The sequence below is a fragment of the Bradyrhizobium manausense genome (assembly GCF_018130615.1).
Taxonomy (GTDB): domain Bacteria; phylum Pseudomonadota; class Alphaproteobacteria; order Rhizobiales; family Xanthobacteraceae; genus Bradyrhizobium; species Bradyrhizobium manausense_A.
Window position 1 is genome coordinate 353,995 of record NZ_JAFCKB010000002.1, and the last position, 26,945, is coordinate 380,939.

Genomic DNA, 26,945 nt, shown 5'->3' on the forward strand with positions numbered 1-26,945 from the left:
ACGTGTCTGACGTTTCCGCTTCGGCTCCACCGCATCGAGGCTGGCCGCATGATCAGCGAGCATTTCGACACCCGCACACGGATCAACATGAAGCTGGCGCTGGACCGGGTCTGCCGTCATCGCCCCAGTGGCGAGGACCATGGTTTCCGCAGGTTGGTCGCCGAAAACATCATCCGCTGCGCGCTGACCGGCCGCACTGGCATCGGTCAGCTCGTCGATGCCGGCGAACGGGCAACGATCAGGACGCATGCGGCGCGGGAGCCAGTCTGATTGAGCCGGCGCAAGCTTCGGTGCGATGGTTCGACGCTCATTCCACCGGCCGATTGACTCGCCGCGCAGGCGGCCCCTAAATTGATCGGCGACGGTTCTCCTCACGGAGATCAAAAGGGAACGTTGTGCGGGATGTCCTGACGCCAGGATCTTCCTCAAGCAGCGGCTGCCCCCGCAACTGTAAGCGGCGAATCTTTCGTCATATGCCACTGGGAATCTCGGTCCCGGGAAGGCGACGGAGAGGTCACGACCCGCGAGCCAGGAGACCTGCCGTCAGCCGTGGTCACACGCGAAGATGTCGGTCGGGGAGTACAGACATTAGCTTCACCGGAGCAAGCGAGCGCTCTGCCGTGAAACCTCGTTCGCTGTGACGTGCCACTGACGTCATACCGAGGTTGCAAGAGTGTCCCGTATTGTCTCTGCCGCCAGGCGCTTTGGCGCCGGCCTACTCACGTCCGTTTCCCTGTATTTGCTAGATCTTTCCGTCGCCCAGGCGCAGCAGTCCGCGTCGCCCGACTTGCTGCCACCGGTTGAGGTTGCGCCAACTGAGTCCGCGGCCAAGCCGCAGGTTCCCCGGCGTTCGACCGGCAAGCGCGAGCGCCAGCACATCGTTCGCGCGCCAAGGCCGGAGCCGCTGGCATCGCCGCCTGTGCCGGGGGTGTCCGCCGCCAATCTGTTTCCGACAGTCGTCGTCAGTCCAACAGGCATCGTTACGCCGGCGAATCTGGTTGCGAACTCGGTGACAGTCCTGACCGCGCGCGACATGGAGCGCGATCAGCGCCGGACCGCGTCCGATGCGCTCAGCGCCGTTCCCGGGCTCAATCTGGTCCAGACCGGCGGACCGGGCGGACAGGCCTCGATCTTCATGCGTGGAACGAACTCGAACCATACCAAGGTCCTGATCGACGGCATCGACGTCAGCGATCCCAGTAGTCCGAACCGGTCGTTCGATCTCGGCAAGCTGCTCACCTCCGACCTGCAGCAGATCGAAGTGCTGCGCGGTCCGCAAAGCGGTCTCTACGGCGCAGACGCGCTTGGCGGGGTGATCTCCATGGTGACGAAGAAGGGCGATGGTCCCGCCCGGGTGACCGGGTCAATTGAAGGCGGCTCGTTCGGTACGTTCAATCAGACGACCGGGCTGAGCGGCTCGCAGGACCATTTCAACTACGCGTTCAACGTTGCGCATTTCCACGCCAATGATGTGCCGGTGACGCCGGTCGAACTGCTGCCGCCGGGTCAGAAGGCGATCGGCAACTATCACGACAACATGACCTATTCGACCAAGCTTGGCGCCGATGTCAGCGAAAACCTGGCGCTCAACGGCGTCGCACGTTACACCGACGCTACGTTGCGCTTTACCGGCGACACGTTTGATCCCGTGACCTTCGCGAGCTTCCCCGCGGCTGCGCAAAGCACGCAGACGGTGCACCAGGTCTTCACACGGGGAGAGGCCGTCTGGTCTGCGCTCGACGACCGGATGAAGAGCTATTTCGGCGTCAACCATACCAATCATTGGAATTACAATATCTCCCCCGGCGATGCGATGCCGACCATCACCACCGGCGATCGCATCAAATACGATTGGCGCATCACGACCGAGCTTGCGCGCAACAACAATTTCATCATCGGCGCGGAGCACGAGACCGAAACTCTGCAAACCGCGACGGTCTCCGCGCAGAACGTCAACAAGGCCGGATATATGGAACTGCAATCCCAGCTGCGGGACCGTGTTTTCTTCACGGCCAACGTCCGGCAGGACGACAACGAGCGGTTTGGCGGGCATCCGACCTTTCGCCTGGCCTCCGCGGTCATCGTCCCGGTCGCGGACACGAAATTCAAGGGAAGCTACGGCACGGGATTCAAGGCGCCGACCCTCAACCAGCTCTTTGTCAGCTTTCCTGCGTTCTTCTTCTTTGCCAATCCAAACCTCAAGCCGGAAGAGAGCGTTGGTTATGACGCCGGCTTCGAGCAGCCTTTGTTCAACGACCGCGTTCGCTTCGGCTCGACCTACTTCCGCAACAACATCACGGACCTGATCCAGAGCATGTCCGATGCCGTGACGTTCACCAGCACCAATGTGAATATCGGTAAGGCGATCACGGAGGGCACCGAAAGCTTTGTCGCGGCTGCGATCACCGATCGCTTGCGCGTTCGCGCCGATTACACGTTCACCCGCGCCGTCGATGCGACGGCGGGACTGGAGCTCCTGAGGCGTCCGAAAGAGAGGTGGAGCGCAAACGTCATCTGGGATCCGATTGATACACTGACGCTGTCGGCAACAGTGTTGCACGTCGGAAGCTTCGTTGACGGGAGTCGCGACTTCAGCATTCCGCGTCTGCTGGCCCCGGCTTACACGGTTGCCAACGTGGCGGCGGAATATCTGGTCACCGATCAGCTCAAGGTGTTCGGCCGGGTCGATAACCTGGCCAACGCGCATTATCAAAATCCGACAGGATTTCTGCAGCCGGGCCTGGCTGTCTACGGCGGCATCCGCCTGGCCAACCACGATGTCAGGTAGCGGGAGGGAGAGAAGTCCCAGGCATGGCTGCCGAGCTCCGGCGAAACGTGTTACAAATCCGGCAAGGAAATCGCTCCATGACTGTCGCTGTCCTGCCGCACTACGCCGACCGTTTCCGGCTTCATCCGGTCGAGCGGCGTTATGCGTCGATGTTCTGCTTTGCGCTGTTCGCCGCGACGCCCGTCTGGCTGGTCGGCCTTGTCGCCGCTTGCGAAATCGCCCGTCCGTTCGGGCGGGGACGGGCGACTGCTTGAGCAGCGAAGTCCATTGGCGGGACGACATCGCGTCGCTGGTGTTTCCCGTCGCCGGCCACGGCGCGATCTGCGCGGTGCACCGGGGCGCGTTCCGGACGCTGCTCGGCGCCGAGCCCACGCCGGAGGCCTGCCTCGGCTATTTTCGGCGGCTTGAGGCCGTCTTTCGGGCCGCCGCCGGCGCCAAGATCGCCCGCCGGGGCATTTTGCCTGGGACAAGCCTGCATCTTACCAGTCGCGACATTGCCCGGAAGCTGCTAGAAGACGGCCAAATCGCCAATGGAGAATAGAACATGAGCCAGTCCCAGCTCGCGGACGCCCAAGTCTCGGCCCAGATCTCGGCTCAGGCCACGCTTCCGGTCGCCGCCGGGCAGGTAGGACGGCTGTCGCAGGCCGTGATGGCGATGGTGCTCGGCGTGTTCGTGGTCGGCATGGTCGGCTTCTCGCATATCGACGTCGTCCACAACGCGGCCCACGACGTGCGCCACTCGAACGCGTTCCCCTGCCACTGACCGGGGTGGCATGAGCACATTCCGCTCGATCGTCTTCGCCTCGGTCATTGCCGGTTTCATCGTCGGTCTCGTCGTCACGGTCGTCCAGCAGTTCGGCACCGTTCCCCTGATCCTGAAGGCGGAAGTCTTCGAGAAGGCGGCGGAAACGCACCAACACGACGCTGCAGCAGTCCCGCAGCCGGCGGCTGCCGGTCACGACCATGCGGCTCACGATCATGGCGACCATGAGCATGGCGCCGGCGATCACGACCATGGCGCCGGGGCCTGGGAGCCGCGCGACGGGTTTGAGCGCAACGCCTATACCGCTGCCGCCAACATCCTGACCGCGATCGGCTTTGCTCTGCTGCTGGCCGGCTTCTTCGCCGTGCGTTGCGGCACGACCGGGATGAGCGTCTCCTGGCACGAAGGCCTGCTGTGGGGATTGGCGGGCTTCGCCGTCTTCACCCTGGCGCCCGGCCTCGGCCTGCCGCCGGAGCTGCCCGGCGTGCCTGCCGCGCCGCTGCTGTCGCGCCAGATCTGGTGGCTCGCAGCGGTGCTGGCGACAGCCGGAGGGCTTGCCATGATCGCCTTCCGCCGTTCGGTGCCGGCGGCGATTGCCGGCGTGATCCTGCTGACGTTGCCGCATCTGATCGGCGCGCCGGAGCTCGCCAATGTCGAGACCAACGTGCCGTCGTCGCTGACGCATCAGTTCGTCACGGCGGTGACGATGACGAGCCTGGTGTTCTGGACCTTGCTCGGCGGTTTGACGAGTGCAGTGTTCGCGCGCATCGATCGCGGCGCCAACCTGCGCGCCTAAAGCCTGCGCCATCGCCGCACCGCGACCGCCGTCCAGACCGTCTCGACAAGCCCGAACGGCCAGGCGCCCTGGAGAAAGCCGTAAGCGGCGCTGAACGCGCACGCGCCCGCGAAGGCCAGCACGTAATGCGGCCCGCGCGGCTCGAGCGCGTAAAACAGCAGCATCGCGCCGACCGACAGCAGGCCGAAGATGGTCAGCCCGTCCATCAGCCGGCCTGCGGCTTCGGCTTCTTGGCAGCGCCGAGTGCGTGGAAAATGGCGGGCTCCATCACCGGCCACAGCGCGGCCGTCGCGGTCAGCACGGTTGCTGCGCACATCGCCACCAGCACCGATGTGCGGATTTTCAAGCCCGTCCTCCGTGACCGCCACACGATCCAGCCCCACGCGCCGAGCACGACGGCGATGGACAGCCTCGTCATCAGCCCGTGCGCATGGTCGAGCGCGGCGATCAGGCCTCCTGCGCTGGCGAGCACCACGGCGGGCAAGGTGAAGGGCAGCACACAGCACGCCGTGCAGGCTGCAGCGACAACGGCGGTTGCAACCGCCGTGCCTGCGGCCTTGCGGCCGGCGGGCTCGGCCTTCGCCACGCAGCCGCATCCCGGCGACGTCTCGGAGGGGAGGTTGCAGGACGGTCCAATAACGCTCATGTGATTCTCCTCATGCTTGTGCGTCTCGGACCCGATCGCTACGCCCTCAAGCCACTTGAGGTTCAAGCGAAAAGTGAGCGCTTCCATGAGAATTGGCGTCCTCGCCAAAGCGGCCGGCGTCTCCGTCCCCACCATCCGCTATTACGAGAGCATCGGTCTGCTCTCGGCACCGGCCCGCCAGGGCGGCCAGCGCGTCTATGGCAGCGAATACGTCAAGGCGCTCAGCCTGATCAGGCACTGCCGCGATCTCGACTTCTCGCTCGACGAGATCAGCGACATCCTCGCATCCGTGCAGCGGCGCTCGCCCTGCAGCGACACGAAGTCGTTTGCGGAGCAGCACCTCCGTTCGATCAGGAGGAAGATCGCCGAGTTGCGTTCGCTGGAAGCGACGGTGGCCGCTCTCGTCAGCGGCTGCGAGACGACATGCTGCGGCAGCGCCGCGCCGGACTGCGTGATCCTGCAGCCCAGCCAAGCGTGTTGCCGCTGAACGCGGCCCGCTTGCTTCGCAGCAACTACGGCCTCGCACCCACCAGTCGCTCGCGCACCGTCCTTGCGATCGCCGCCGGCGCCTCGTCGGGAATCGCGAAGCACGAGCTCGCGTTGATCTCGCAGAGAACGTAGGTGTCGGCGCCATCAGCATCGCGCGGCCCATAGAGTAGGTCCGCGTCCCAGATCACCGGCAGCGACGCCTCATCGATGGCCAGCAGCTTCATCATCTGCGGCGTCCATTCGTGCTCCATCAGCCGCCGCAGCGTCTGGAATTGAGGCGCATCGGGGCCGTGCATGATCCGTGGGCCCGGTTGCGCCTCGGGCGCATCCGGCCCTTCAGGCGGCGGCGGGATCAGGGCCTTGATCAATTGATGGCCGAAGCCCGCGACTTTGGCGCCGCTCATATAGCAGCGGATCATGCCGTCGGGCAGGCGAGGTTGAAATGGCTGGTCGATGATGCAGCCGCCCCAGCCGAAATACGGCTCGCATCGCGCAATGAAGGCATCGAGCGGCATGTCTTCCGGAAGGCTGCCGCGCAGCGCATGGAGCACGCGAACCGTGGTGGGTGCGTTCGGCAGCACCTCGACCTTCCAGATGCCTTGGCCGCCATTGCCGCGATTCTGCTTGAGCACGCGCGGGCCGTCGCCCCGCAGGCGCTGCGGAAATTGCGCTGCGAAAGCGGATGCGCTGTCATAGCGATGAGTGTCGGCGCCCCAACCGAGACGGCGCGTCCGGTACAGCACCTCCTTGACGCCCATCTTCAGGATGACGTCAGGATGCGCGCTGACCCATGGGCCGCGCGCCGCGACCTCGCGCAGCAGGGCATCAAGCCCCGCGCGCGTCTTGCCCTGATGGATCGGATCGACCCAGACGAGCACGCCGTCGACCGCAAGCAATTGCTCGCGGACCGCTTCAGTGAAGCTTTCATCGTAGATCGCCGGCTGTGCGGCGATGCCGGCGGCGGCGAGGGCTTCGAAGACGCGAACGAAGCGGCTGTTTTGTGCGGTGGCGTCGCGGCGCGCGGCTGCGTCGCCCCGCGAAACAATGGCTACGGAATATCGGTGAGAGGATTGGGTGTCCATGCGCAAGCTCCACGAATTGCGTGCTGCGCAGACTTGGACCGAGGTCTCACGGGGAGTCTGCCTCGTCCCCACCCGGGCATTCTATGCGCGATCGTCCGGAAACCGCAAGACGCGACCGCGTGGCTTTCGCGGCCAGGGGCGCAATCGATTTCGTTCCATTGGACCTTCGAAATCTTTTCGCGGGCCCACTGATTGACAGCTGGGACTGCCGGGCCTCTAGTCGGGACATCGGGGATATGCGGTCTCCCCGCGAGGCGACATGCCCAAGCATCGCGTCCTGATCATCAAGGGCGCAGCATGTCCATTTCACAGACCGAGAGTTCATTCGACAGATTGGCTCATTCGTCTCGCGCGGCATACGCCGGCGCGCGCGGTTCGGATGCCTGCCAGAAAAGATTCGACCTGGGGCGGGACACCAGGAGAAGGACCATGCGACTACGAACACTCTGTCACGCAGTTCTCTTGCTAGCCGCCGTCTTGGGCCTAGCATCGCCCGCAGTGCAATTCGTCTCGCCGGCCCGGGCGGTAGATGTCAATTGGCAGGCGATCGACCAAGCGCTCGGCCGGAAGGCCGCCGTCTCGGATGATGTCCACCGCTACGGATTTCCTCGCAGCGATCTCTCCGTGACCTTGGACGGGGTCGCGATCAGGCCGGCGCTGGCCCTTGGCGGCTGGGTGGCGTTCAAGCCGGTCCATGGTGGCGCCATGGTGATGGGCGACCTCGTGCTGCTCGAGACCGAGATCAATCCCGTGATGGCGAAGATGATCGCGAGCGGCCTCGAGGTCACCGCCGTGCATAATCATCTGCTGCGTGCAAGCCCGGCGACGTTCTACATGCATGTCGCCGGACACGGCGACCCCGTCAAGCTCGCCTCTGCGATCCGCGATGCACTCGCCGAAAGCAAGACGCCGCTGACAATTGCCGCGCCAGCCAATCCGCCGCCCGCGATCGATCTCGACACCGCCAAGCTCGAGCAGATCATCGGCGTGAAGGGACAGGCCAATGGCGGCGTCTACCAATTCAACGTCAAGCGCCGCGATCCGATTACACAGGAGGGCATGCCGCTCACGCCGGTCGGGGCGATGGGCGTCGCGATCGGCATCAACTTCCAGCCAACCGGCAACGGCAAGGCTGCCATCACCGGCGACTTCGTTCTATCGGGTGACGAGGTGAACCCGGTGATTGCGGCGCTGCTGACGAATGGCATCGAGGTGACCGCCCTGCACAGCCACATGCTGGATGAGCAGCCGCGGCTGTTCTTCATGCACTTCTGGGCCAATGACGATGCAATCAAGCTCGCCAAGGGCCTGCGGGCCGCGCTCGACAAGACCGCGAGCGCGAAAGGCTGACCGCGGAAGTAGATGTTGCCGCCCCGCAGCCTGTCACGAGATCAGCTCGTGCAGGCCGGTCCAGCCGGTGTAGAGCCCGACGAAGACGATCAAGGCCGCCGAGACGTAGGGTGCGCGGTGGGCGTAGCGGCTGAAGCCATCCCAGTGACGTTCGACCTGCCGCAGGCTGAGCGCCGCCAGAACGCCGGCCGACACCATGGTGATCGCAAGCCCGATGCCGAAGGACAGCACGAGGACAAAGCCGAGGCTGAACTGCTTCAGCTGAATGCAAAGCAGCAGCACGGTGATGGCGGCGGGGCAGGGGATCAGTCCGCCGGAAAGACCGAACAGGACGATCTGCGCGGTCGTCACGTTGCGTCCCGCAAAGCGCTTGCGGATGTCGGCGGCGTGGGCGCGGGCGTGAGCGTCGTCCTCGTCGCCGAGATCGATGTGGTCGTGATCATGCTCTTCAAAGAGAAGCTCGGTCGCGTCGCCGGCAAGAGCGACACGCGCCTTGAATGCATGCGGTTCGGGAATTTCCTCGACGCTTTCGAGATATCCATGCCGCGCGGCGAACGCGAAGGTCTGCTCCGAGCCGTCCTCGCGGATCGTGGTCACCTTGACCTCGTCGCTGGCGGGAAGCGCGCCGCTCTCGCTGCGAATGCGCCAGCGCGGGGGCACGCCGTCCTCGAACACCTCCAGCAACAGCGGCAGGCCGGCAAGCGAGATGGCTTGCGGCTCGTCGTGGTGGTGGTGCTCGTGCCCGTGGTTCTGATCCCGCCAGGTGCGCCAGACCATCCAGCCGGCGATGCCGACGATGATGATTGCGGATGCCAGTTGCAGATAGGCCTCGCTGCGTTCCCCGGACAATTCCCGGCCGAAATACAGCCCCGCGAGGGCAACCGCCCAGACGATCGCGGTATGGGAGATGGTCGCCGACAGGCCGAGCAGCACGGCCTGAAGCACCGTTCCCCTGACGGCGATGATGAACGCGGCCATCATCGTCTTGGAATGCCCGGGCTCGAGACCATGCAGCGCGCCGAGCAGGATCGCGCTGGGCACGAACAGCCATGCATGCGCGCTGCTCTGCTGGAGCAGATGAGACAGGTCGGTCATTGCGTTCACTTCAAATAGGTTCGGACGACGTCGATGAGGTCGGCGGCGCCCTTGGCTTTCTCCGGATCCTTTTCGTGCGCGGGATCCACGACGTGATGGCGGATGTGGTCCTCCAGCAACTCGGTGGTGAGACCGCTGATCGCGCCCTTCACCGACGCCACCAGCATCAGCACATCGGCGCAGCCGATCTCCGACTCCAGCGCGCGCTCGACCGCCTCGAGCTGCCCCTTGATGCGACGGACCCGGCCAATGAGCTTCGACTTGTGCTTGATCGTGTGCGACATGAAAGTAAGATAGGGGGGTACCCTATATGAGTCAATGCACGCATGCTGCAACGCAATCAGCGCTGCCGGTACGGGGAGACGGGTCCTTGGTTCAACTTTGTCCGCCGCTTCGGGCTCGAGAAGGACTATTGTTGAGCCGGCCATCATCAGTGGGAGGAGCCCAACATGTTGATGCGCACACTCATTCTCGGAGTTTCCCTTCTGCTCGCGAGCGCATTGCCGGCAGATTCAAGAGCAAGCTCCCCATCCAAGGATGATCCCTGGAATCCCGAGCATATCGGCACGCTGCCTCCTGAAATCCGCCAGTACATCGCAAGCATGTGCAAGGGACCGGCCAGCGCCCAGCACGACTTCGCAACCTATTCTCCGGTCGAGAAGCGCTGGCGCATCAACATCGAATATCTGAGGTGTGAGGGGCTCACTGAGGTTCGCCGCGGACACCAATGCGTTGACGTCGACTTCGTCGAGGTCGGCACGCATTTCCGTCTCGCGAGCAGGCAATATCGCGATTGCGGTTTCTAAAGATCACAATTCACTTGCTCCGTCGGACAGGTCAGCCCCCGACCTTTCCTGTGTCGTCTCAGACGAGAGAGTGGAGAGATCGAGGAAAGCTCGAGCGAGTTGCGCCGCGAGGATGCGAAGGAGTGTGTATCCATACGCTCGCTGTCATCGTCCGGCTTGACCGGACGATCCAGTATTCCAGAGGCGGTTGTGATTGAGCCGAGAGGCCGCGGGCGTACCGGATTCCCCGCCTTCGCGGGGAATGACAACGTCGGCTGGAGGATGAGTCCGTGCCCTCACACTCAGTCATTGCCGGCGCCTTGCCCGCCGAAGCCTCAGGATGATGGAGGAGCAGTTTGATCGACTCACGCGGGTGTCTGTCCATCATCGCGCAGGAATCTGGGCGCGCGTCTCGTATGATGAAATCAGAGATTGTGCATCGTCACATTCGCGAGGGTATTACAGTAAGCAACCCCGTGTCTTCCCGGTAACGATTGTGCTGTCTGCGCAACATTCCTGTGCGATTTAACCCTTATCGCAGCCCGTTCGCATCAACGCCGCTTTTTGGCCACACCCGAACATGAATAAAATCGCTCTAATGTTTTCAGGGGCTGGGCTGGTCCCTTGCAGGCGGCGGAAATTCCAAGGTCGATTCAAATCTTGGGTCTGATGTTCCGGGTCTGACAAGGGTTAGCCAAGGAAACTGGTCGCGATGAACGCGAAGACCAACATCAAGCACAGGCTGCCGAGCCGTCACGTGACGGAAGGCCCTGCGCGCGCGCCCCATCGCTCCTATTTCTACGCCATGGGTCTGACCACCGAGCAGATCCACCAGCCCTTCGTCGGCGTCGCCTCGTGCTGGAACGAGGCCGCGCCCTGCAACATCGCCCTGATGCGCCAGGCGCAGGCGGTGAAGAAGGGCGTCGCGTCCGCCGGCGGCACGCCGCGCGAATTCTGCACGATCACCGTCACTGACGGCATCGCCATGGGCCACGACGGCATGCGCTCCTCGCTGCCGTCGCGGGAATGCATCGCCGACTCCGTCGAGTTGACCGTGCGCGGCCACGCCTATGACGCTCTCGTCGGGCTCGCCGGTTGCGACAAGTCGCTGCCGGGGATGATGATGGCGATGATCCGCCTCAACGTGCCCTCGATCTTCATCTATGGCGGCTCGATCCTGCCCGGCAATTTCCGCGGCCAGCAGGTCACCGTGCAGGACATGTTCGAGGCGGTCGGCAAGCACTCGGTCGGCGCCATGTCGGACGAGGACCTCGACGAGATCGAGCGTGTGGCGTGCCCCTCGGCGGGCGCCTGCGGCGCGCAGTTCACGGCGAACACCATGGCGACCGTGTCGGAAGCCATCGGCCTCGCGCTGCCTTACTCGGCCGGTGCTCCGGCACCCTATGAAATCCGCGACGCCTTCTGCATGACCGCGGGCGAGAAGGTGATGGAGCTGATCGCGTCCAACATCCGCCCCCGCGACATCGTCACCCGCAAGGCGCTGGAGAACGCAGCTGCCGTCGTTGCGGCCTCGGGCGGTTCTACCAATGCTGCACTGCACCTGCCGGCGATCGCGCACGAGGCCGGTATCAAGTTCGACCTGTTCGACGTGGCAGAAATCTTCAAAAAGACACCATATGTCGCGGATTTGAAGCCAGGCGGCCGTTATGTCGCCAAAGACATGTTTGAAGTAGGTGGCATACCGCTTTTGATGAAGACGCTGCTCGACAACGGATTTCTCCACGGTGACTGCATTACGGTCACCGGTCGAACGATCGCCGAGAACCTCAAAAGCGTGAAATGGAATCCGCACCAGGACGTGGTGCACCCGGCAGACAAGCCCATCACCGTCACGGGCGGTGTGGTTGGTTTGAAGGGCAATTTGGCGCCAGAAGGTGCGATCGTGAAAGTCGCTGGAATGTCCAACCTCAAGTTTACCGGTCCGGCCAGGTGCTTCGACCGTGAGGAGGATGCTTTCGAGGCGGTCCAGAAGCGCACCTACCGGGAAGGCGAAGTCATCGTGATCCGCTACGAGGGCCCCAAGGGCGGCCCCGGCATGCGGGAAATGCTCCAGACCACCGCAGCGCTGACCGGGCAGGGCATGGGCGGCAAGATCGCGCTCATCACCGATGGCCGCTTCTCGGGCGCCACCCGCGGCTTCTGCATCGGCCATGTCGGTCCTGAGGCGGCAGTCGGCGGCCCGATCGGGCTGCTCGAGGACGGCGACATCATCGAGATCGACGCCGACATCGGCACTCTTAACGTAAAATTGAGTGACGCTGAGCTCGCTCAGCGCAAGACCAAATGGAGCGCTCGCGCGACTAACCACACGTCGGGTGCGCTCTGGAAATATGCCCAGCAGGTTGGACCAGCGGTCGGGGGGGCAGTGACCCATCCGGGCGGCGCGCACGAGAAACAGTGCTATGCGGACATCTAGGCGTGCCATAGTTGCGTTTGTGTTGGGGGCTACCGCGCTGGCCGCGCCGGCGGTCGCCTTCGATGGCGCACCGGTCAACCAGAAGGATGCGGCCATCCCTGTCGTGACCACCTTGCCCGGGGCGGCGGGTGCGATGCGCAAATCGGTGTCGCCGGTTGCGCCCCAGGAAACCTCGCTTAGCGCCCTCCAATATGCCGCCGAGGGCGGTCACCCCATCGCGCAGTGGAAGCTCGGCCGCATGTACGCCAGTGGCGACGGCGTGGCCCAGGATGACGTGCGCGCTTTCGAATATTTTACCCGGATCGCCAATGCGCATGCCGAGGACAGTCCGTCGGCGCCGCAGGCGCAGGTCGTGGCCAACGCCTTCGTCGCGCTCGGCCGCTATTATCTCAGCGGCATCCCGAACTCGAAGATCAAGCCGGATCCGGACCGGGCGCGGGAGATGTTCTCCTATGCCGCGTCCTATTTCGGCAATGCGGATGCGCAGTATGATCTCGCCCGGCTCTATCTGAAGACGCCGGACGCTTCACGCGAGGATTTCCGCTACGGCGCGCGCTGGCTCGGCCTCGCCGCCCAGAAGGGCCAGCACGAGGCCCAGGCGCTGCTTGGGCAGATGCTGTTCAACGGCGACCGTCTGCCGCGGCAGGCCGCGCGCGGCCTGATGTGGCTGACGCTCGCGCGTGACAGCGCGGGCACGGACGAGACCTGGATCAAGGAAAACTACAACCGCGCCTTCGCCAAGGCCTCCGACGACGACCGCGCCATGTGCCTGCAAATGCTGGAACAGTGGGTGCAGGGCCGCCGCGAGTAACTCGGTCTCGTAGGGTAGGGTAGCGACTACGTTCTCGGTCATTCAAAGCGGAACGGCGCAAGCGTAACCCACCGTTCCGCGAGCGGCGTTACGCCGCCTCCAGATCCAGATCCGCCCACACCGGCACGTGGTCCGACGGCTTTTCCCAGCCCCGCACATAACTGTCGATGCCGACATTGGCGAGCTTGTCGCTGGCCTGTGGCGACAGCAGCAGATGATCGATGCGCAAGCCGTGGTTCTTCTGCCAGGCCCCGGCCTGGTAGTCCCAGAAGGTGTAGAGCCCGCCCTCGTCGGTGACGGCGCGCAAGGCATCGGTCAGGCCGAGGCCGAGCAGGGACTGGAAACTCTCGCGCGTCTCGGCCTTGAACAGGGCGTCCTCGGTCCAGGCCGCGGGATTGTGGACGTCGCGGGCATGCGGAATGACGTTGAAGTCGCCGGCGAGGATCAGCGGCTCCTCGGTCTTAAGGCGCTCCTTCGAATACTCAAGAAGCCGCGACATCCATTTGAGCTTGTAGGGATATTTCTCGGTCCCGACCGGGTTGCCATTGGGCAGATAGAGGCATGCAATGCGCAGCACGCCGGACTTGAGCGTGACCACGCCCTCGAGGAAGCGGGCGTGGGCGTCCTCGTCGTCGCCGGCCAGCCCCGACTTGGTCTCGTCGAATTTGAGCTTGGAGAGCAGGGCGACGCCGTTGAACGTCTTCTGCCCGTGCGTCACGACGTTGTAGCCCAAAGCCTCGATCTCCAGCCGCGGGAACGCCTCGTCGACGCATTTGATCTCCTGCAGGCAGACGATGTCCGGCTGGCACTCCCTGAGCCAGGTCAGCAGCAGGTCGATCCGCTGCCGGACCGAATTCACGTTCCAGGTGGCTACTCTGATGGGCATTGGTGAGGGCTCCGGGCGGGGGCCATGGTTAGAACAAAATGCAAACGTGCCCGTCAAGGACGCCGCAAAATCTCCCACAAAATTAACCCGGCTTAAGCCGGCGGCAGGTCATTGATCGTCAAAAGGTTCTTCTGATGGGATGGCCGGACAAATCCATGATGCCAACTGAGCCGCGCGACGGTCTGATCGGCGCATTCCTCTACTGGCTCGGTGGCTTCGAGATCGAGGACGGCCTCACCGCCGATCTCAGCGAGCGCGAGCTGCGCCGGATCCGCGCCAAGCAGATCGACGCTGTAACGAGGACGATCCCGGTGACCATGGCGGTCACCATGCTCAATGTCGGCGTCGTGCTGATCCTGTTCTGGGGCAGCGGCTGGAACGACTTCCTCGCGATCTGGGGCATGACACTTGCCGTCACCGCCTCGCTCGCCGTGCGCGCGTGGAAGCGGTCGCATCGCAATCCGCCGCAGGAGGCTCCTCCGCGCGCGGCGCGCCACATGCTGCGGCAGGCCTTCTTCCTCGCGGCGATCTGGGGCACGCTGCCGCTCGCGCTGTTCAGCCGCGTTGCGCCGACCAGTCAGCTCATCCTGGCCTGCTTGATGGTCGGCATGATGTCGGGCGGTGCCTTCACGCTATCGACGTTCCCCCGTGCCGGCCTCGTTTATCTCGCCACCATGACAGTCGCCTGCGCCGGTGCGCTGCTCTCGTGCGGCGCCGGGCCTTATCTCGTCACGGCGGTATTCCTGACGCTGTTCGCGTTCTTCATGGCGCGCAACATCGTCTCGCAAGGCAATCTGTTCCTCGGCAATCTCAAGGCCCAGCTCGAGCTCGAGCGCCAGACCGAGATCATCTCGCTGCTGCTGAAGGATTTTCAGGACAATGCCAGCGACTGGTTGTGGCAGACCGATGCCGAAGGGCATCTTACGGACGTGCCGCAACGCTTCGCCGACGTCGCGCAGCTGCCGCTTCCGCTGCTGAAGGGATCGCATTTCGCCGATGTGCTCGACATGCTCTGCCCCGAGGACAAGGCGGCCGCCTACAACGTCGTCGGCCTGATGGAGCACGCCGAGCCGCTGCACGAGATGAACCTCAAGGTCGTCGCCGGCGGCGAGGCGCGGCTGTGGTCGTTGACCGCGAAGCCGGCCTATGACCGCGACGGGCAATTTTTAGGCTATCGCGGCTTCGGCCGCGACGTCACCGAACGCTGGCGCGCGGAGAAGGCCGAGGCCGAGAGCCGCGCGAAGTCGGATTTCCTCGCCGTCATGAGCCACGAGATCCGCACCCCCATGAACGGCGTGCTCGGGCTCGCCAGCATGCTGCTCGAGACCGAGCTCGATCCGGAGCAGCGCGAGGCCGTCATCACGATCCGCGAGTCCGGTGACAACCTTCAGCGCATCCTCAACGACATCCTCGATCTCTCCAAGCTGGAGGCCGGACGCTTCCAGTTCGAGGCGATCGACTTTGCGCCGCAGTCGCTGGTCGAGACGGTTGCGACCGTGGTGCGTGCAAGCGCCAAGAGCAAAGGTCTCAGCGTCAAGGTCGAGCTCGATCCGAACCTGCCGCCGACGCTGCGTGGCGACGTCGCGCGCATCCGTCAGGTGTTGCTCAATCTCGTCTCCAACGCGGTGAAGTTCACCGATCAGGGCGAGGTGACGATCAAGGCCATCTGCCAGGCGCGCCGCGATCTGCTCGCGACCGTCGAATGGACGGTGACCGACAGCGGCATCGGCATCGCGCCCGAGAAGCTCGGGCAGTTGTTCTCCGACTTCGCCCAGGCCGATGCCTCGATCAGCCGCCGCTTCGGCGGCACCGGGCTCGGCCTTGCGATCTCCCGGCGCATCATCGAGCAAATGGGCGGCACCATCGCTGTCACCTCGACGCCGGGTGAGGGCTCGACCTTCCGCTTCACGCTGGTGCTGCCGTGGAGCCAGGTGCAGATGTCCGACCAGGACGCCGGCCGGGACGAAGCCGACGATCTCAAGGCGCGTATCGCCGAACTTGATCGGCCGCTGAAGGTGCTCGTCGCGGAGGACGATGCCGTCAACCGCATGGTCGTGAGCAAGATGCTTGGCGCCTTCGACGTCGAGCTCAAGGTCGTCACCGACGGTGTCGAAGCCGTCGCGGCCGTGTCCGAAGGCGATTACGACATCGTGCTGATGGACGTGCGCATGCCTGAGATGGATGGCCTTGCGGCGACCCGGGCGATCCGCGCGGAAGGAGGGCGCTTCGACGCCCTGCCGATCATCGCACTGACCGCCAACGCCTTCCCCGAAGACGTCAAGATCTGCCACGAGGCCGGCATGTCGGACTTTTTGGCGAAGCCGCTACGGAAGCTCGCGCTGGCCGCGGCCCTGCTACGTGCGCTGGATGGACACGTAATGACCGAGGATGCGCCGCTACAGCCGGGGCTGATGCCTGATGAGGTGGAGTGGACGGACGAGGAACGGCAGATCACCGGCGCTTGAAGCTTTTCCATGAAATGTCGGAGGGAGACATTGAGTAAGGAGTTTCAGTTCAGGGCCCCAACGCTTTTCGACGCATCGGCGAAGGTCACTGAAAAAGAGGCACTGCACGATGCGCCCGCCGCAGCTGAAGCTGGTGCAAGGACCAAAAAGGTCGCGTTTTGGCTGAAGTCCGAAATGGTCAACAAAGGGTTGGCGGCGAATGACCCGGAACTCGATGAAGGCGGCTGGCTTTTCTCCGTTCCGCAGGGGGGCGGCCCCTTCGTCCTTTGCATCCTCGGAGCGAGTCCTGACGATCAGTCGCTGCTCGTATTGCTCGTGACGGGCATTGGGGGCGCGACCGAGGACGTTGTTACCGACGCGATCTCACATATTCTTCGCAATGCGAGCGAGATCACGGAGTTGAAGGTCGATTGACAACATCCGGCAAGCCGGTAGCGGAATCCCCCTTATTTTTTACAGCGTCGCGCAAGTAACTGTTAAGCACGCAGCTCCAATTGCGTGTAACGCTATCTTATCAATCAGTAATTGAAAGTAGCCGTATCCTGTCGCGAGGGGGCCGATGTTCGAGGTTGATTATTGCGATCAAACCGGAGTGCAGCCGCCAACTGCCGTTGGGTCATTCAGCTGGTCGGAAGCCGCTCAAATCACGGCGCGGCTGCTCATCGCGGAAAGAGTGCGCCGCGAGTTCGAACGTCGCTTCGAGCGCTTCGACGCGCATGGTGGCGAACTGCCTGCCGCATTAATTGCACCAGGATCGAACACACGAGATTTGACGCTCGACGAAATGGTCGAGGCCGCACTGCATTCGTTTTCGGCCAACCGCTTCTTTCTGCTCGTTGACCGCCGCCAGGTCGTCGATCTCGACGCGCCATTTCCGTTGACGCCGAAAAGCAACGTCGTGTTCCTGCGCCTGACACCGCTCAAAGGCGGCTAACCGCCGTCCCGACCCGCTGCCACTTGGATCATCAACCAAGGCAATCACATGTCCGACCAGCGCCCGCCCACCGAGCTGCTGACCTCATTGCTTGAGGCACATGACAACCTGTTCACAACCCAAGTCTTACGGGAGGAGAACGCGAAGCAAATCATGGTCGCGAAGCGAGATCGCGCCCGCGTCATGCCGGGAGCAGATCGTCAAAGCTTGGCGGACCTCGACATGCTGCTCGATCTGGCCGCGGCTCGGACAGTCCCTACGATGTTCGATTTGGTACACGCTCGGACTTCCCCTGTGCGGTTTCCGATTGGATGGGTGACGTACGACGACGCCAAGGAAACCCGTGCGGCGATCCGCGCGCTGCCGGCCGAACGCCGCGCATCCCTGTTTCGTCATCTTCTCGCAGTCAAGGCTCACCTAGGCTGGGACGGAGATCTCGAAATCCGGACTAACGGCAGCCTCGTTCAGGGACCCGAAGGCGATGTCAGGTTTTTCGAGAAGTTTTGCGAAGGCGTCATGGTCGTCCTGTGCGAGACCGGCTTTCCCGTCGACGCCGAGCTGGTGACGCAGACACTCGATTGGCTCGCCCATCATTGTCCGAGTGACTACCATCTGGCGAACGCCGCCGGCCGCGACTATCGGATGAAATCGTTGGGCGCCGTCAAGGCGATCGCGCAGGCCGCCGCCAAGGGTATGGCATTGCCTGATGCCGCGCGGCGCGACGCGCTGATCGTGTTCGATCGCTATCACGGCGTCAGTGCGGAGACGCGCGACGCATTGCTGGCGAAAGGGGGCACGCTGGAGCCGGGCGCGAGAGCCTTGCTCGACGTTTCCGGCTACGGCCGCCAGGACACGTTCTTTCAGCGCATGAGCCAGTTCGCGCCGATGCGCGCGGCGATGTGGGGCTATGAAAACCTCGACCCCGCGCTCTGGGCCTTCTATCTCGACTTCCACCAGGAGGTTCGCCTGCTCGTCGGCGACGTCAAGCGCGCCTTCGCCGCGAGCTTTGCCGCGCCGAGCTGGTTGAACGATCCCGCGACGTTTCGCGCGACCTTCGAGGTCTCGGACGACGAGATGGGCTGGCCCTGGTGGACCATCGAAGGCGGCACGTGGTCTCCGGCACCGGACATCAAGAGCCAGCCAGGCTTTGCCGCGCTGCGCGAATCCAAAGGGCTGCAAACGATCGCCGATCCCGCCTTCCGGCCCTACACGGACGACGAGCTGGATGGGTTCCGGCGCTTCGCGCGCGGCGAGACCAATCGCTCGCCGTTCACGTTCGACGGCTGGGGCGTACCCGACATCGCCGCCTTGACGTTCGGGGGCGCCGACCCCGAAGGGCATTTCCTTGATCATCTCGTCGGTCTCGATGCGACCAAGCCTTCGGCCAAGTGGCTCAAGACGACCGACGACCATGTTGCGCGTCTTGGCGCTGACGCTGTGCTGGGCGGTTTCATGCGCTGGCTCGATCATCTGACAGACCTATCGCTGGAGAGGGTCGATTGGGCGTACGCCCGGGAAGCCTTCATGGCGTTCAATAACCTTTCGCTTCTTCGGGCCGAATTTGACCGCACGACGCGCAAGCACAGCCGAACCCATGCGTTGCGCCGCCTGGCGTTGCACTATTGCGCGCAAAGCGCACATTTCCTCGGTCCGCGTCATACCCCGTGGGAGGGCGCGGACGCGCGGCGCGATGCCGAACATCGCCTGCGCCGGCCGATGTCGGAGCCGAACGTCGCCATTGCCCGCGGCGTTGTCTGGGCGTTGTCGCGCATTGACGACGCACGCGTGCCTGATCTGCTCGAGGCGGCAGGCCGTGAATTCTACTTCAAGAGGTCCGGTGACTTCCGCTCCCAGGCGGCGGGCAATGCCGTGCTGTGGTCGCTCGGACAAATCGGAACCCTCGAGGCGGCCTATGCGCTGGCGCGGCTGCGACGCGCCATCCGCGACAAGTCGGTCGCCAAGCTGGTTGACACGGCGCTTGCAGCCGCGGGCGCCAAGGTGGGGCTCGGCCTCGACGACATGCACGATCTGGCGACGCCCGATTACGGCATCGGGCCGGACGGCACGCGCACCGAAATGTTGGGGACGCACGCGGTGACGCTGGCCGTAATCTCCTCGCGCAAGGCGGCCCTGACGAGTCTCGATACGTCCGCCCCGAAGGCGCGGAGCAAGCGTGGCATTGCAAAGGCCGCGCTCGTTGACGAGACCGCCAAAGCCCTCGCCGAGGAGCTCACCGAGGCTCAAACTGATATCGCGTTGCTACTGCCCGAGGCGCGCTCGCGTTTGCAATCCTCGTGGCGACGCGACCGCTGCTGGCGTCTCGCCGACTGGCGCGAGCGCCTGCTCGACAATGGCCTAGTCGCCACGCTCTCGCGCAGGCTGATCTGGCGCTTTGATACCGAAAGCGGCGCGATCGAGGGAATTCCGCGCGCTGATGGAACGATTTTGCAGATGGATGGCGCGGTGCTCCCGCTTCCCGGGCCGGAAGCCAGCGTGCGCATGTGGCATCCGCTGACCGAGCGTATGGGCGCCGTCGCGGCATGGCGCGAACGGCTGAAAGCCAGTGGAATACGCCAGCCCTTCGCGCAGGCTTGGCGTGCGAGCTACGTGGTGACTGACGCCGAGCGCGAGACGCGAACCTATTCCAATCGCTTCGCCGGCCATATCCTGCATCAGCCGGTGCTGATCGCAATCCTTCGCAAGCGCGGCTGGATCGCGGCGAGCCGCGTCGCCGACGACGAAAGGTCGGACGCCAAGCCGAACCGGCTGCTGCTGCCGGCCTTCGGGGTAGCGGCCGAGTTCTGGTTCTCCGGCGTCGGCGCGCCCAGCGTACCGGAGGAATACGGCGCGCCGAATTACGAATATGTGACGACGGACCGGCTCGTCTTCCACGCCCTCGATGCGAAAGGCGCCGTCGCGGACGCGCCGCTGCCGCTCGACGAGGTTCCTACCGTGGCGTTCAGCGAGACGTTGTGCGATCTGGAGACCGCCATCGACGCGACCTCCATTGCTGCGGACCGTTTCTGGACTGACCGCGGCGCCGGGGCCTCGATGCCGGTTTCCGAACTGCCCAACGCCGGACGCTACCGCGACGACTTCGCGAGCGCTGATCGTGGCGAGGCTCAGGCGCTGCGAAAGGCGTTCCTGGAGACGCTGCTGCCCTCGCTCGCCATTGCCGAGAGTTGCCATATCGCCGGCGACTGGTTGATCGTCGACGGGAAGCGGACGACGTATCGCATTCACCTGGGATCGGGAGCGAGCCTGCTTGCGGACAGCGGCCGGCACCTTTGCATTGTGCCCAAAGGCGGCGAGGACGAATTGGATTTTCTGCCTTCGGAAGGCAACCCGACGCTGTCGCTGATCCTCTCCAAAGCGATGCTGCTCGCTCAGGACGATCGGATCGAAGATCCCACTATTCTCTCCCAACTCGTTGGGTGAGCGTCGGGCGCCGACAAGGCGCGCGAAGGCGTTAACCCCATGCGCGAATATGCGTGTCCGCACCGGTTGGCCGGACGCTGGCAATTCGGATGCGCCGTGTTACGTTGCGCCGCCATGCGCTTCCTTGCCCTGCTTCTCATCTTGTTCACGGCCTCCGCCCGCGCCGGCGACGGGGCGCTGATGAGCGCGCACATGATGTTGCCTGTCGTGATCTCCGGCAACAATGTGTCGCTTGAAAGCTTCGTGGTTCGTCCTGATCGTCCCGGCAAATTTCCTCTGGTCGTGATCACTCACGGCATGCCTAGCGGCTTCGGCGAGGAATTCTTCACTGAACTCCTCAACCGCTCTCCGGTCGGCTATAGCAAGGCCGCCGTCGCCTTCGCGCAGCGAGGATATGCAGTGGTCTCGATCATGCGTCGTGGTTATGGCCGATCCGGGGGAGGGTTCTCCGAGTCTGCGCGGCAGACCTGCGACTATCTTCCGGCCGTGCACGCCGCCAGCGACGATATCATTGCGGCGGTCGCTTCACTGCGTAATGAGCCCTGGGTCGACGCTGAGCATGTCGTTTTGCTCGGTCATTCCGTTGGGGGGCTCACGGTGATGGCCGTCGCCGCAGAGAACATACCGGGGGTCGTTGGCGCCGTGAATTTCGATGGCGGTCGGCACAGATTTTCCGCACCCAACCAACCCTGCTCACCTGATAATCTGGTCGATACAGTCGCCGCATTGGGGCGCACGGCCCGTGTCCCGGTGCTTTGGCTCTATGCCGAGAACGATCAATTCTACGGTCCCGATTTGGCACGGCGCATGTTCGCGGCCTACAGCGCTGGCGGTGCGCCTGCGCAGTTGCGTCTGCTGCCTCCGTTCGAACCGAATGGCCACAATACCGTCGTGCTCGCGCCGGCAGACACCTGGTTTCCGTCCGTCGATCCCTTTCTTGAAAAATTGGGTCTTCCAACCAAGACAGTCATAGGGGCGCCGTTGTTCGCTGAGCTGCCGATCCCGCCGGGGGCTGTCGCCGCTTGTCAGGACGCGTTCGCGGACTACCTCGCCAATCCCGATGATGCCAAGGCCTTCGCGGTGAGCACGCACGGCCACTGCGGGACTGGATTTGGCCGCACGGCTATCGAGGCGCGCGAGCCTGCTGTGATGAAATGCAAGATCAATTCGCGCGGCGAAGATTGCAGGCTTTACGCGGTCGGACAGAAGCTTGCGGGGGATTGAACCACGGTCCACTCGATCCTTTAGTCTCTGCAAACCCGGGCCGCCAGCTTCTGTTACTGTCGCACGACGATCGGAGCGAAATCTACAGGGGCGTCGGCGGGCGTTTGCTTGCCCGAAAGCGCGCTTGGATACTGGCACCGCGGAAGATTTATAAGGCATCATTTTGGGCCCGAAGACGCCGGAATCATCCGGTCGGCGTTGCTAACCACTCGCTGCGCCTTGCTGTCGATATCGCTGGAGCCTGGCTTGCTTTGGCGTAATGCTTTCTTGACTGCGCTCGTTGCGCTCATCGCTTTGAGCTTTTTGCCATCGCTCCGGAGATCGCGGCGTGGCAGGCTCGCGGCGATAGGCATCGGCCATCCTGTCGACCAGTACTACAAGCAGGGCATCACCATCAGGGCTCCGGAAGAGTTGGGGGACACCCTGGTTCAGCTCATCAATCGACTGTTGCACCCGTCGCCTTGATGCGTCTGTTCGTGCGGAAGCGGCAAACGAAGTGATGCCGCAGTCTGGCATGCTCTCCAGGCGCCAAGGCTGTGATGGGCATCTCGATCTTGTCGCTGTCGAAGATGCCTCGTGATATTGTACGTTTTACAAGCGTTTCGCGAATTGGCGCGATCAATGGGAGGCTGTCAGTGGAGAACGCGGGGATCTCAGTGGAAGCTATTGATCGAAAGCTCAGGTCAGAAAAGGTCCTTCGAGCCGAGGGCGTACCTGTCCTTGCCACATTGCCGGTTATTGAGACCACGGCTGAGGCGCTGAAACGGTCGAAAGAAGAAGTCGCGCTGCGCACTCTTTGTGTCCTTTTCGTTGCTGCAAAGGGCGAAGGACTTGGGGAAGAACTAGTTGAACGACTTCTGGAATCATACGAGCTCCGGCCGCATCTGACTCCCGAGGAGCTCGCCTTCGTGCTCGACAAGTCCCCCTCGCAGCACGACCGAATTCAATTCACGTGGAGGCACGAAGCCGCTTGGACTCTGCTTTGGGCATTGGGTTTCGTGGCCCAACTCGGCAAGCCAGCGCAGATTTGCGATGTGGGTTTCGCCGCAAGCACAATGGCCGAAAGGACAACCTCTGAGTTTATCGAAGACTCCGAACTTCGTCCGATTTCCGAAATCCTTGATCAAGCCGATCTGATCTACAGGTACCACTGGGCTGTTAGAAACGCTCGCATTAAAGGACAGCAGGTACCGGCTGCTCTAGAGCCTGGCGTGACGAAAGAACGACACCACGCTTTGAACTGGCTCATCGGATACGATGACGAAGCGTGGGATGATGTCACGACTCACACCTGACTGCGGCCGGGGTCGCTTCGGTGCGAGGTGGTATCGAACCACGCAGACGTGTCCCGTCGAGCTAACGCTCTTGGGGACCTCACGATGATTACATCCTACCCCTGTTTTGCCCGACGCGTCAAATGAATTTCGCAAAAGCCGAATCGCGCCGTGCCGGCGTCCCGGCTACTGTGCATGGGGTTGTTTTGCAGATTCTGAGTCTGGTCAGATCGAGAAGCTGGTGCCGCAGCCGCAGGACGCCGTCGCGTTGGGATTGTTGACGCGGAACGAGGCGCCGATCAGGTCGTCGACGAAATCGACCTGCGAGCCCGCCAGGAACGGCTGCGAGGCGGAATCGACCAGCACCACCGCGTTCTCCTGCTCGATCACGAGATCGTCGTCGGTGCGGTCGCGGTCGATGTCGAACTTGTACTGGAAGCCGGAGCAGCCGCCGCCCTCGACCGAAATGCGCAGCATCGCGCCGGTGCCTTCGCCCTTGAGGATCTCCCCGATCCGGCGGGCGGCGCGGTCACTGATGGTCACAGGGGTGGTCATAGCTCGTCTCCGATAGGTCCGCGTCATACCCAATTCATTTGGTATCCCGCGTCCGGCATAGTTAAGTGCAAGGATACGCAGAATCAAATGGATAGGGACTAAATTCGTCGTGTCCGTCGGAATGGCAGCCCCCCGCGCGCCCTATGCCTGCGACCCCGAGCGCAGCCGCGGCCGGCTGGTCGCGGAGCCGCCGAGCCGGACCCGGAGCCCGTTCCGCAGGGATTGCGACCGGGTGATCCATTCGACCGCGTTCCGCCGCCTGAAGTACAAGACCCAGGTGTTCGTGTTCCACGAAGGCGACCACTACCGCACCCGGCTGACCCATTCGCTGGAGGTGGCGCAGGTCGCCCGCGCGCTGGCCCGGCAGCTCGGGCTCGACGAGGACCTCACCGAAACCCTCGCGCTCGCCCATGATCTCGGCCATCCGCCGTTCGGTCACGCCGGCGAGCGGGCGCTGGATGCCTGCCTGAAGGATTTTGGCGGCTTCGACCACAATGCCCAGGCGCTGCGCGTCGTCGGTTCGCTCGAGCACCGCTATCCCGAATTCGACGGGCTGAATCTGACCTGGGAGTCGCTCGAGGGCATCGTCAAGCACAACGGTCCGCTGACCGATCGCAGCGGCGCGCCGGTCGGACGCTATCGCGAGCACGGCGTTCCCGTCGGTATCGCCGACTACATCAAGACCTACGACCTCGAACTCTGGAGCTTTGCTTCGCTGGAGGCCCAGGTCGCCGCGATCGCCGACGACATTGCCTATGACGCCCATGATATCGACGACGGGCTGCGGGCCGGCCTGTTCCACCTCGACGACCTCAAGGTCATGCCGCTCACCGCCGAGATCATCGCCGAGACCTCGGCGCATTACCCTGACCTCGAAGACGTCAGGCGCGGGGCGGAGCTGGTGCGCGAGCTGATCTCGCACCTGATCGGTGCGGTGTTCGCGGAGGCGCAGCGGAACATTACCGCCGTCCGGCCCCAATCGGCCCAGGACGTGCGCCAGCAGAGCCGGGCGCTGATCGCGTTTCCGGCCGTGGTGGCCGAGGAGGAGGCCGCGATCAAGACATTCCTCTACCAGCACATGTACCGTCACAAGCGGGTGATGCGGGTGATGGCGGAGGCGGAGCAGATCCTGTTCGATCTGTTCGCGAAATACCTGGCATCGCCGGCCGACCTGCCGCCGGAGTGGCTGGTCGGGGCGGAGGGCGACGACGAGGGCGACCGGGCCCGCCGGATCGGCAATTTCATTGCCGGAATGACCGACCGTTTCGCCCTGACCGAGCATCAGCGGCTTTTTGACTCGACCCCGGATTTGCGTTAGGCGGCGCCCATGCCCGACACATTCTCAGCACCGCATCTGTTCGCCGACGTGCTCGCTCGTGTGCACGCCGCCTGCCGCGCGCTTGCGGCGGCCGCCAACTGGCCCGAGGGCATCGATTTCTCGCGTGTGGTGGTCGAGCCGCCGCGCGATGCCTCCCATGGCGACATGGCAACCAACGCCGCCATGGTGCTTGCGAAAGAGGCAAAGGCGAAGCCCCGCGACCTCGCCGAGCAGATCGCCGAGCGGCTGCGCGCCGACGGGCTGATCGCCAAGGTCGATGTCGCCGGCCCCGGTTTCATCAATCTGACGCTGAAGCCGGCGGCCTGGGCCGAGGCGCTGCGGACGGTGCTGCGCGAGGGCGCCGATTACGGCCGTGTCCGCGGTGGCTCCAAGGTCAATGTCGAATACGTCTCGGCCAACCCGACCGGGCCGATGCATGTGGGCCATTGCCGCGGCGCCGTGTTCGGCGATGCGCTGGCGAGCCTGCTCCAGTTCGGCGGCCACGACGTCACCCGCGAATATTACATCAATGACGCCGGCGCGCAGGTCGACGTGCTCGCGCGCTCCGCATTTCTCCGGTACCGCGAGGCGCTCGGCGAGGACATCGGCGCGATCCCGGAAGGGCTCTATCCCGGCGACTATCTGAAGCCCGTTGGCGCGGCGCTGGCCAAGGAGCACGGCGACAAGCTGCTCGCGATGAGCGAGGCGCAATGGCTGCCGACGGTCCGTGCCAAGGCAATCGCGATGATGATGGACGAGATCAAGGACGATCTCGCCGCCCTCAACATCCGTCACGACGTATTCTTCTCCGAGCGCTCGCTGATCGAGGCCGGCAACAACAAGGTGGCCGAGACCATCGATTTCCTGAAGGCCAAGGGCGACATCTATGAAGGCCGCCTGCCGCCGCCGAAGGGCGCGCCGGTCGAAGACTGGGAAGACCGTGAGCAGCTGTTGTTCAAGGCGACGGCCTACGGTGACGACGTCGATCGTCCGCTAATCAAGTCGGACGATTCCTACACCTACTTTGCCTCCGACATCGCCTACCACAAGAACAAGTTCGACCGTGGTTTCGCGGAGATGATCGACGTCTGGGGCGCCGATCATGGCGGCTACATCAAGCGCATGCAGGCGGCGGTGAAGGCGACGACCTCGGGCAAGGGCGCGCTCGACGTCAAGATCGTCCAGCTCGTGAAGTTGCTGCGCAACGGCGAGCCCGTGAAAATGTCCAAGCGGAGCGGGGACTTCGTCACCTTGCGTGAGGTGGTGGATGAAGTCGGCCAGGACGCCGTCCGCTTCATGATGCTCTACCGCAAGAACGATGCGGTGCTCGACTTCGATCTCGCCAAGGTCATGGAACAGTCGCGCGACAACCCGGTGTTCTACGTCCAGTACGGCCATGCCCGCGGCCACTCGATCTTCCGTAACGCGCGGGCCGAGGTGTTCCCGGAACTGCCCGAGGATGCCAACAAGCGCATCGCTTGGCTGAGTGAGTCGTCGGTGGAACGGCTGTCGGACCCCGTTGAGCTTGATCTTCTTAAGCGCCTCGCAATTTATCCGCGCATGCTGGAAGCCGCCGCAGCGGCCCACGAGCCGCACCGTATTGCCTTTTATCTCTATGACTTAGCGAGCGAATTTCACGCACTTTGGACGAAAGGGCGCGATTTGCCCTATTTACGCTTCATTATCAATAATGATGCAGATCTTACAAAGGCGCGGCTGGCCATGGTCCAGGGCGTCGTCTCTGTCCTGGCATCGGGCCTCGCCATCCTCGGCGTCCATGCTCCGGATGAGATGCGGTAGTTTGGGGCG

The 26,945-nt window shown here is 63.7% G+C and carries 27 protein-coding genes and 1 riboswitch; of the genes, 19 read left to right on the plus strand and 8 right to left on the minus strand.

What is annotated here, in order from left to right:
• The first annotated feature begins 48 nt into the window (after nucleotides 1-48).
• The 6 genes from JQ587_RS05345 to JQ587_RS05370 all read left to right on the plus strand — a co-directional run bounded on the left by JQ587_RS05345 (nucleotide 49) and on the right by JQ587_RS05370 (nucleotide 4,347).
• Nucleotides 49-270, plus strand: a complete 222-nt coding sequence (locus JQ587_RS05345; RefSeq protein WP_212300805.1) for a hypothetical protein — start codon at nucleotides 49-51, stop codon at nucleotides 268-270.
• Nucleotides 271-345: 75 nt separating this feature from the next.
• Nucleotides 346-559, plus strand: a riboswitch (cobalamin riboswitch).
• Nucleotides 560-787: 228 nt separating this feature from the next.
• On the plus strand, nucleotides 788-2,788 hold the full coding sequence (locus JQ587_RS05350) for a TonB-dependent receptor plug domain-containing protein (RefSeq protein ID WP_249154179.1): 2,001 nt from the start codon (nucleotides 788-790) through the stop codon (nucleotides 2,786-2,788).
• Between the two features lie 77 nt (nucleotides 2,789-2,865).
• Nucleotides 2,866-3,042 carry a hypothetical protein gene (locus JQ587_RS05355; protein WP_212424610.1) on the plus strand — a complete coding sequence of 59 codons (177 nt, stop codon included), beginning with the start codon at nucleotides 2,866-2,868 and terminating at the stop codon, nucleotides 3,040-3,042.
• The gene (locus JQ587_RS05360; RefSeq protein WP_212424611.1) at nucleotides 3,039-3,329 is read left to right on the plus strand and encodes a hypothetical protein; all 291 of its coding nucleotides are present in this window, start codon (nucleotides 3,039-3,041) and stop codon (nucleotides 3,327-3,329) included. Before JQ587_RS05355 ends, JQ587_RS05360 begins: the two co-directional genes overlap by 4 nt.
• Nucleotides 3,330-3,332: 3 nt before the next feature.
• Nucleotides 3,333-3,551, plus strand: a complete 219-nt coding sequence (locus JQ587_RS05365) for a CbtB domain-containing protein (RefSeq protein WP_212300801.1) — start codon at nucleotides 3,333-3,335, stop codon at nucleotides 3,549-3,551.
• A 10-nt stretch (nucleotides 3,552-3,561) separates the two neighbouring features.
• The gene (locus JQ587_RS05370) at nucleotides 3,562-4,347 is read left to right on the plus strand and encodes a CbtA family protein (RefSeq protein WP_212300800.1); all 786 of its coding nucleotides are present in this window, start codon (nucleotides 3,562-3,564) and stop codon (nucleotides 4,345-4,347) included.
• Here the strand turns inward: JQ587_RS05370 and JQ587_RS05375 are convergent.
• Entirely contained in the window at nucleotides 4,344-4,553 is a 210-nt protein-coding gene (locus JQ587_RS05375) for a hypothetical protein (RefSeq protein WP_212300799.1), read from the minus strand. The genes JQ587_RS05370 and JQ587_RS05375 overlap by 4 nt on opposite strands.
• A complete protein-coding gene (locus tag JQ587_RS05380) occupies nucleotides 4,553-4,993 on the minus strand; it encodes a hypothetical protein (RefSeq protein WP_212424612.1) in 441 nt (146 codons plus the stop codon). The genes JQ587_RS05375 and JQ587_RS05380 overlap by 1 nt, the downstream gene beginning before the upstream one ends.
• A gap of 85 nt (nucleotides 4,994-5,078) precedes the next feature.
• Between JQ587_RS05380 and JQ587_RS05385 the strand changes: the two genes are divergently transcribed.
• Nucleotides 5,079-5,480 carry a MerR family transcriptional regulator gene (locus tag JQ587_RS05385; RefSeq protein ID WP_212424613.1) on the plus strand — a complete coding sequence of 134 codons (402 nt, stop codon included), beginning with the start codon at nucleotides 5,079-5,081 and terminating at the stop codon, nucleotides 5,478-5,480.
• A 25-nt stretch (nucleotides 5,481-5,505) separates the two neighbouring features.
• Here JQ587_RS05385 and JQ587_RS05390 read toward each other — a convergent pair whose 3' ends face one another.
• Nucleotides 5,506-6,564: a Cj0069 family protein gene (locus tag JQ587_RS05390; RefSeq protein ID WP_212424614.1), complete on the minus strand. Its 1,059-nt coding sequence runs from the start codon at nucleotides 6,562-6,564 to the stop codon at nucleotides 5,506-5,508.
• Between the two features lie 429 nt (nucleotides 6,565-6,993).
• Here JQ587_RS05390 and JQ587_RS05395 point away from each other — a divergent pair, with 429 nt between their 5' ends.
• Entirely contained in the window at nucleotides 6,994-7,914 is a 921-nt protein-coding gene (locus JQ587_RS05395) for a DUF1259 domain-containing protein (protein WP_212424615.1), read from the plus strand.
• A 33-nt stretch (nucleotides 7,915-7,947) separates the two neighbouring features.
• Here JQ587_RS05395 and JQ587_RS05400 read toward each other — a convergent pair whose 3' ends face one another.
• Both JQ587_RS05400 and JQ587_RS05405 read right to left on the minus strand, forming a co-directional pair.
• Nucleotides 7,948-9,009: a nickel/cobalt efflux transporter gene (locus tag JQ587_RS05400; protein WP_212300794.1), complete on the minus strand. Its 1,062-nt coding sequence runs from the start codon at nucleotides 9,007-9,009 to the stop codon at nucleotides 7,948-7,950.
• A 5-nt stretch (nucleotides 9,010-9,014) separates the two neighbouring features.
• Nucleotides 9,015-9,293, minus strand: a complete 279-nt coding sequence (locus JQ587_RS05405) for a metal/formaldehyde-sensitive transcriptional repressor (RefSeq protein WP_063706516.1) — start codon at nucleotides 9,291-9,293, stop codon at nucleotides 9,015-9,017.
• Nucleotides 9,294-9,458: 165 nt separating this feature from the next.
• Here JQ587_RS05405 and JQ587_RS05410 point away from each other — a divergent pair, with 165 nt between their 5' ends.
• The 3 genes from JQ587_RS05410 to JQ587_RS05420 all read left to right on the plus strand — a co-directional run bounded on the left by JQ587_RS05410 (nucleotide 9,459) and on the right by JQ587_RS05420 (nucleotide 13,042).
• A complete protein-coding gene (locus tag JQ587_RS05410) occupies nucleotides 9,459-9,815 on the plus strand; it encodes a hypothetical protein (protein ID WP_212424616.1) in 357 nt (118 codons plus the stop codon).
• 691 nt (nucleotides 9,816-10,506) lie between these two features.
• On the plus strand, nucleotides 10,507-12,231 hold the full coding sequence (gene ilvD, locus JQ587_RS05415) for a dihydroxy-acid dehydratase (RefSeq protein ID WP_212300792.1): 1,725 nt from the start codon (nucleotides 10,507-10,509) through the stop codon (nucleotides 12,229-12,231).
• Complete coding sequence (locus JQ587_RS05420; protein ID WP_212300791.1) at nucleotides 12,218-13,042, plus strand: tetratricopeptide repeat protein; 825 nt, start codon at nucleotides 12,218-12,220, stop codon at nucleotides 13,040-13,042. The genes ilvD and JQ587_RS05420 overlap by 14 nt, the downstream gene beginning before the upstream one ends.
• Nucleotides 13,043-13,130: 88 nt before the next feature.
• Here JQ587_RS05420 and xth read toward each other — a convergent pair whose 3' ends face one another.
• On the minus strand, nucleotides 13,131-13,928 hold the full coding sequence (gene xth / locus JQ587_RS05425; RefSeq protein WP_212300790.1) for an exodeoxyribonuclease III: 798 nt from the start codon (nucleotides 13,926-13,928) through the stop codon (nucleotides 13,131-13,133).
• 134 nt (nucleotides 13,929-14,062) lie between these two features.
• On the opposite strand from xth, the gene JQ587_RS05430 reads away from it, so the two are divergent.
• The 5 genes from JQ587_RS05430 (at nucleotide 14,063) to JQ587_RS05450 (ending at nucleotide 21,989) form a co-directional block, all read left to right on the plus strand.
• Entirely contained in the window at nucleotides 14,063-16,393 is a 2,331-nt protein-coding gene (locus tag JQ587_RS05430) for an ATP-binding protein (RefSeq protein ID WP_212424617.1), read from the plus strand.
• A gap of 30 nt (nucleotides 16,394-16,423) precedes the next feature.
• Nucleotides 16,424-16,807, plus strand: a complete 384-nt coding sequence (locus JQ587_RS05435) for a hypothetical protein (protein ID WP_212424618.1) — start codon at nucleotides 16,424-16,426, stop codon at nucleotides 16,805-16,807.
• Between the two features lie 145 nt (nucleotides 16,808-16,952).
• Nucleotides 16,953-17,327, plus strand: coding sequence for a hypothetical protein (locus JQ587_RS05440; RefSeq protein ID WP_212424619.1), 375 nt, complete (start codon nucleotides 16,953-16,955; stop codon nucleotides 17,325-17,327).
• Between the two features lie 315 nt (nucleotides 17,328-17,642).
• On the plus strand, nucleotides 17,643-20,765 hold the full coding sequence (locus tag JQ587_RS37015) for a DUF4132 domain-containing protein (protein WP_212424620.1): 3,123 nt from the start codon (nucleotides 17,643-17,645) through the stop codon (nucleotides 20,763-20,765).
• 39 nt (nucleotides 20,766-20,804) lie between these two features.
• Nucleotides 20,805-21,989, plus strand: a complete 1,185-nt coding sequence (locus JQ587_RS05450) for a dienelactone hydrolase family protein (protein ID WP_249154180.1) — start codon at nucleotides 20,805-20,807, stop codon at nucleotides 21,987-21,989.
• A 158-nt stretch (nucleotides 21,990-22,147) separates the two neighbouring features.
• Here the strand turns inward: JQ587_RS05450 and JQ587_RS36625 are convergent, their stop codons facing one another.
• Entirely contained in the window at nucleotides 22,148-22,342 is a 195-nt protein-coding gene (locus tag JQ587_RS36625) for a hypothetical protein (protein WP_249154181.1), read from the minus strand.
• A 186-nt stretch (nucleotides 22,343-22,528) separates the two neighbouring features.
• Here JQ587_RS36625 and JQ587_RS05460 point away from each other — a divergent pair, with 186 nt between their 5' ends.
• The gene (locus JQ587_RS05460) at nucleotides 22,529-23,284 is read left to right on the plus strand and encodes a DUF4272 domain-containing protein (protein WP_212300783.1); all 756 of its coding nucleotides are present in this window, start codon (nucleotides 22,529-22,531) and stop codon (nucleotides 23,282-23,284) included.
• 204 nt (nucleotides 23,285-23,488) lie between these two features.
• On the opposite strand, the gene erpA is transcribed toward JQ587_RS05460, so the two are convergent.
• The gene (gene erpA / locus JQ587_RS05465; protein WP_212300782.1) at nucleotides 23,489-23,818 is read right to left on the minus strand and encodes an iron-sulfur cluster insertion protein ErpA; all 330 of its coding nucleotides are present in this window, start codon (nucleotides 23,816-23,818) and stop codon (nucleotides 23,489-23,491) included.
• Nucleotides 23,819-23,927: 109 nt separating this feature from the next.
• On the opposite strand from erpA, the gene JQ587_RS05470 reads away from it, so the two are divergent.
• On the plus strand, nucleotides 23,928-25,136 hold the full coding sequence (locus JQ587_RS05470; RefSeq protein WP_212424622.1) for a deoxyguanosinetriphosphate triphosphohydrolase: 1,209 nt from the start codon (nucleotides 23,928-23,930) through the stop codon (nucleotides 25,134-25,136).
• 9 nt (nucleotides 25,137-25,145) lie between these two features.
• Nucleotides 25,146-26,936 (plus strand): arginine--tRNA ligase, encoded by a 1,791-nt coding sequence (argS, locus tag JQ587_RS05475; protein WP_212424623.1) that lies wholly within the window; start codon nucleotides 25,146-25,148, stop codon nucleotides 26,934-26,936.
• The last annotated feature ends 9 nt before the right edge of the window (nucleotides 26,937-26,945 follow it).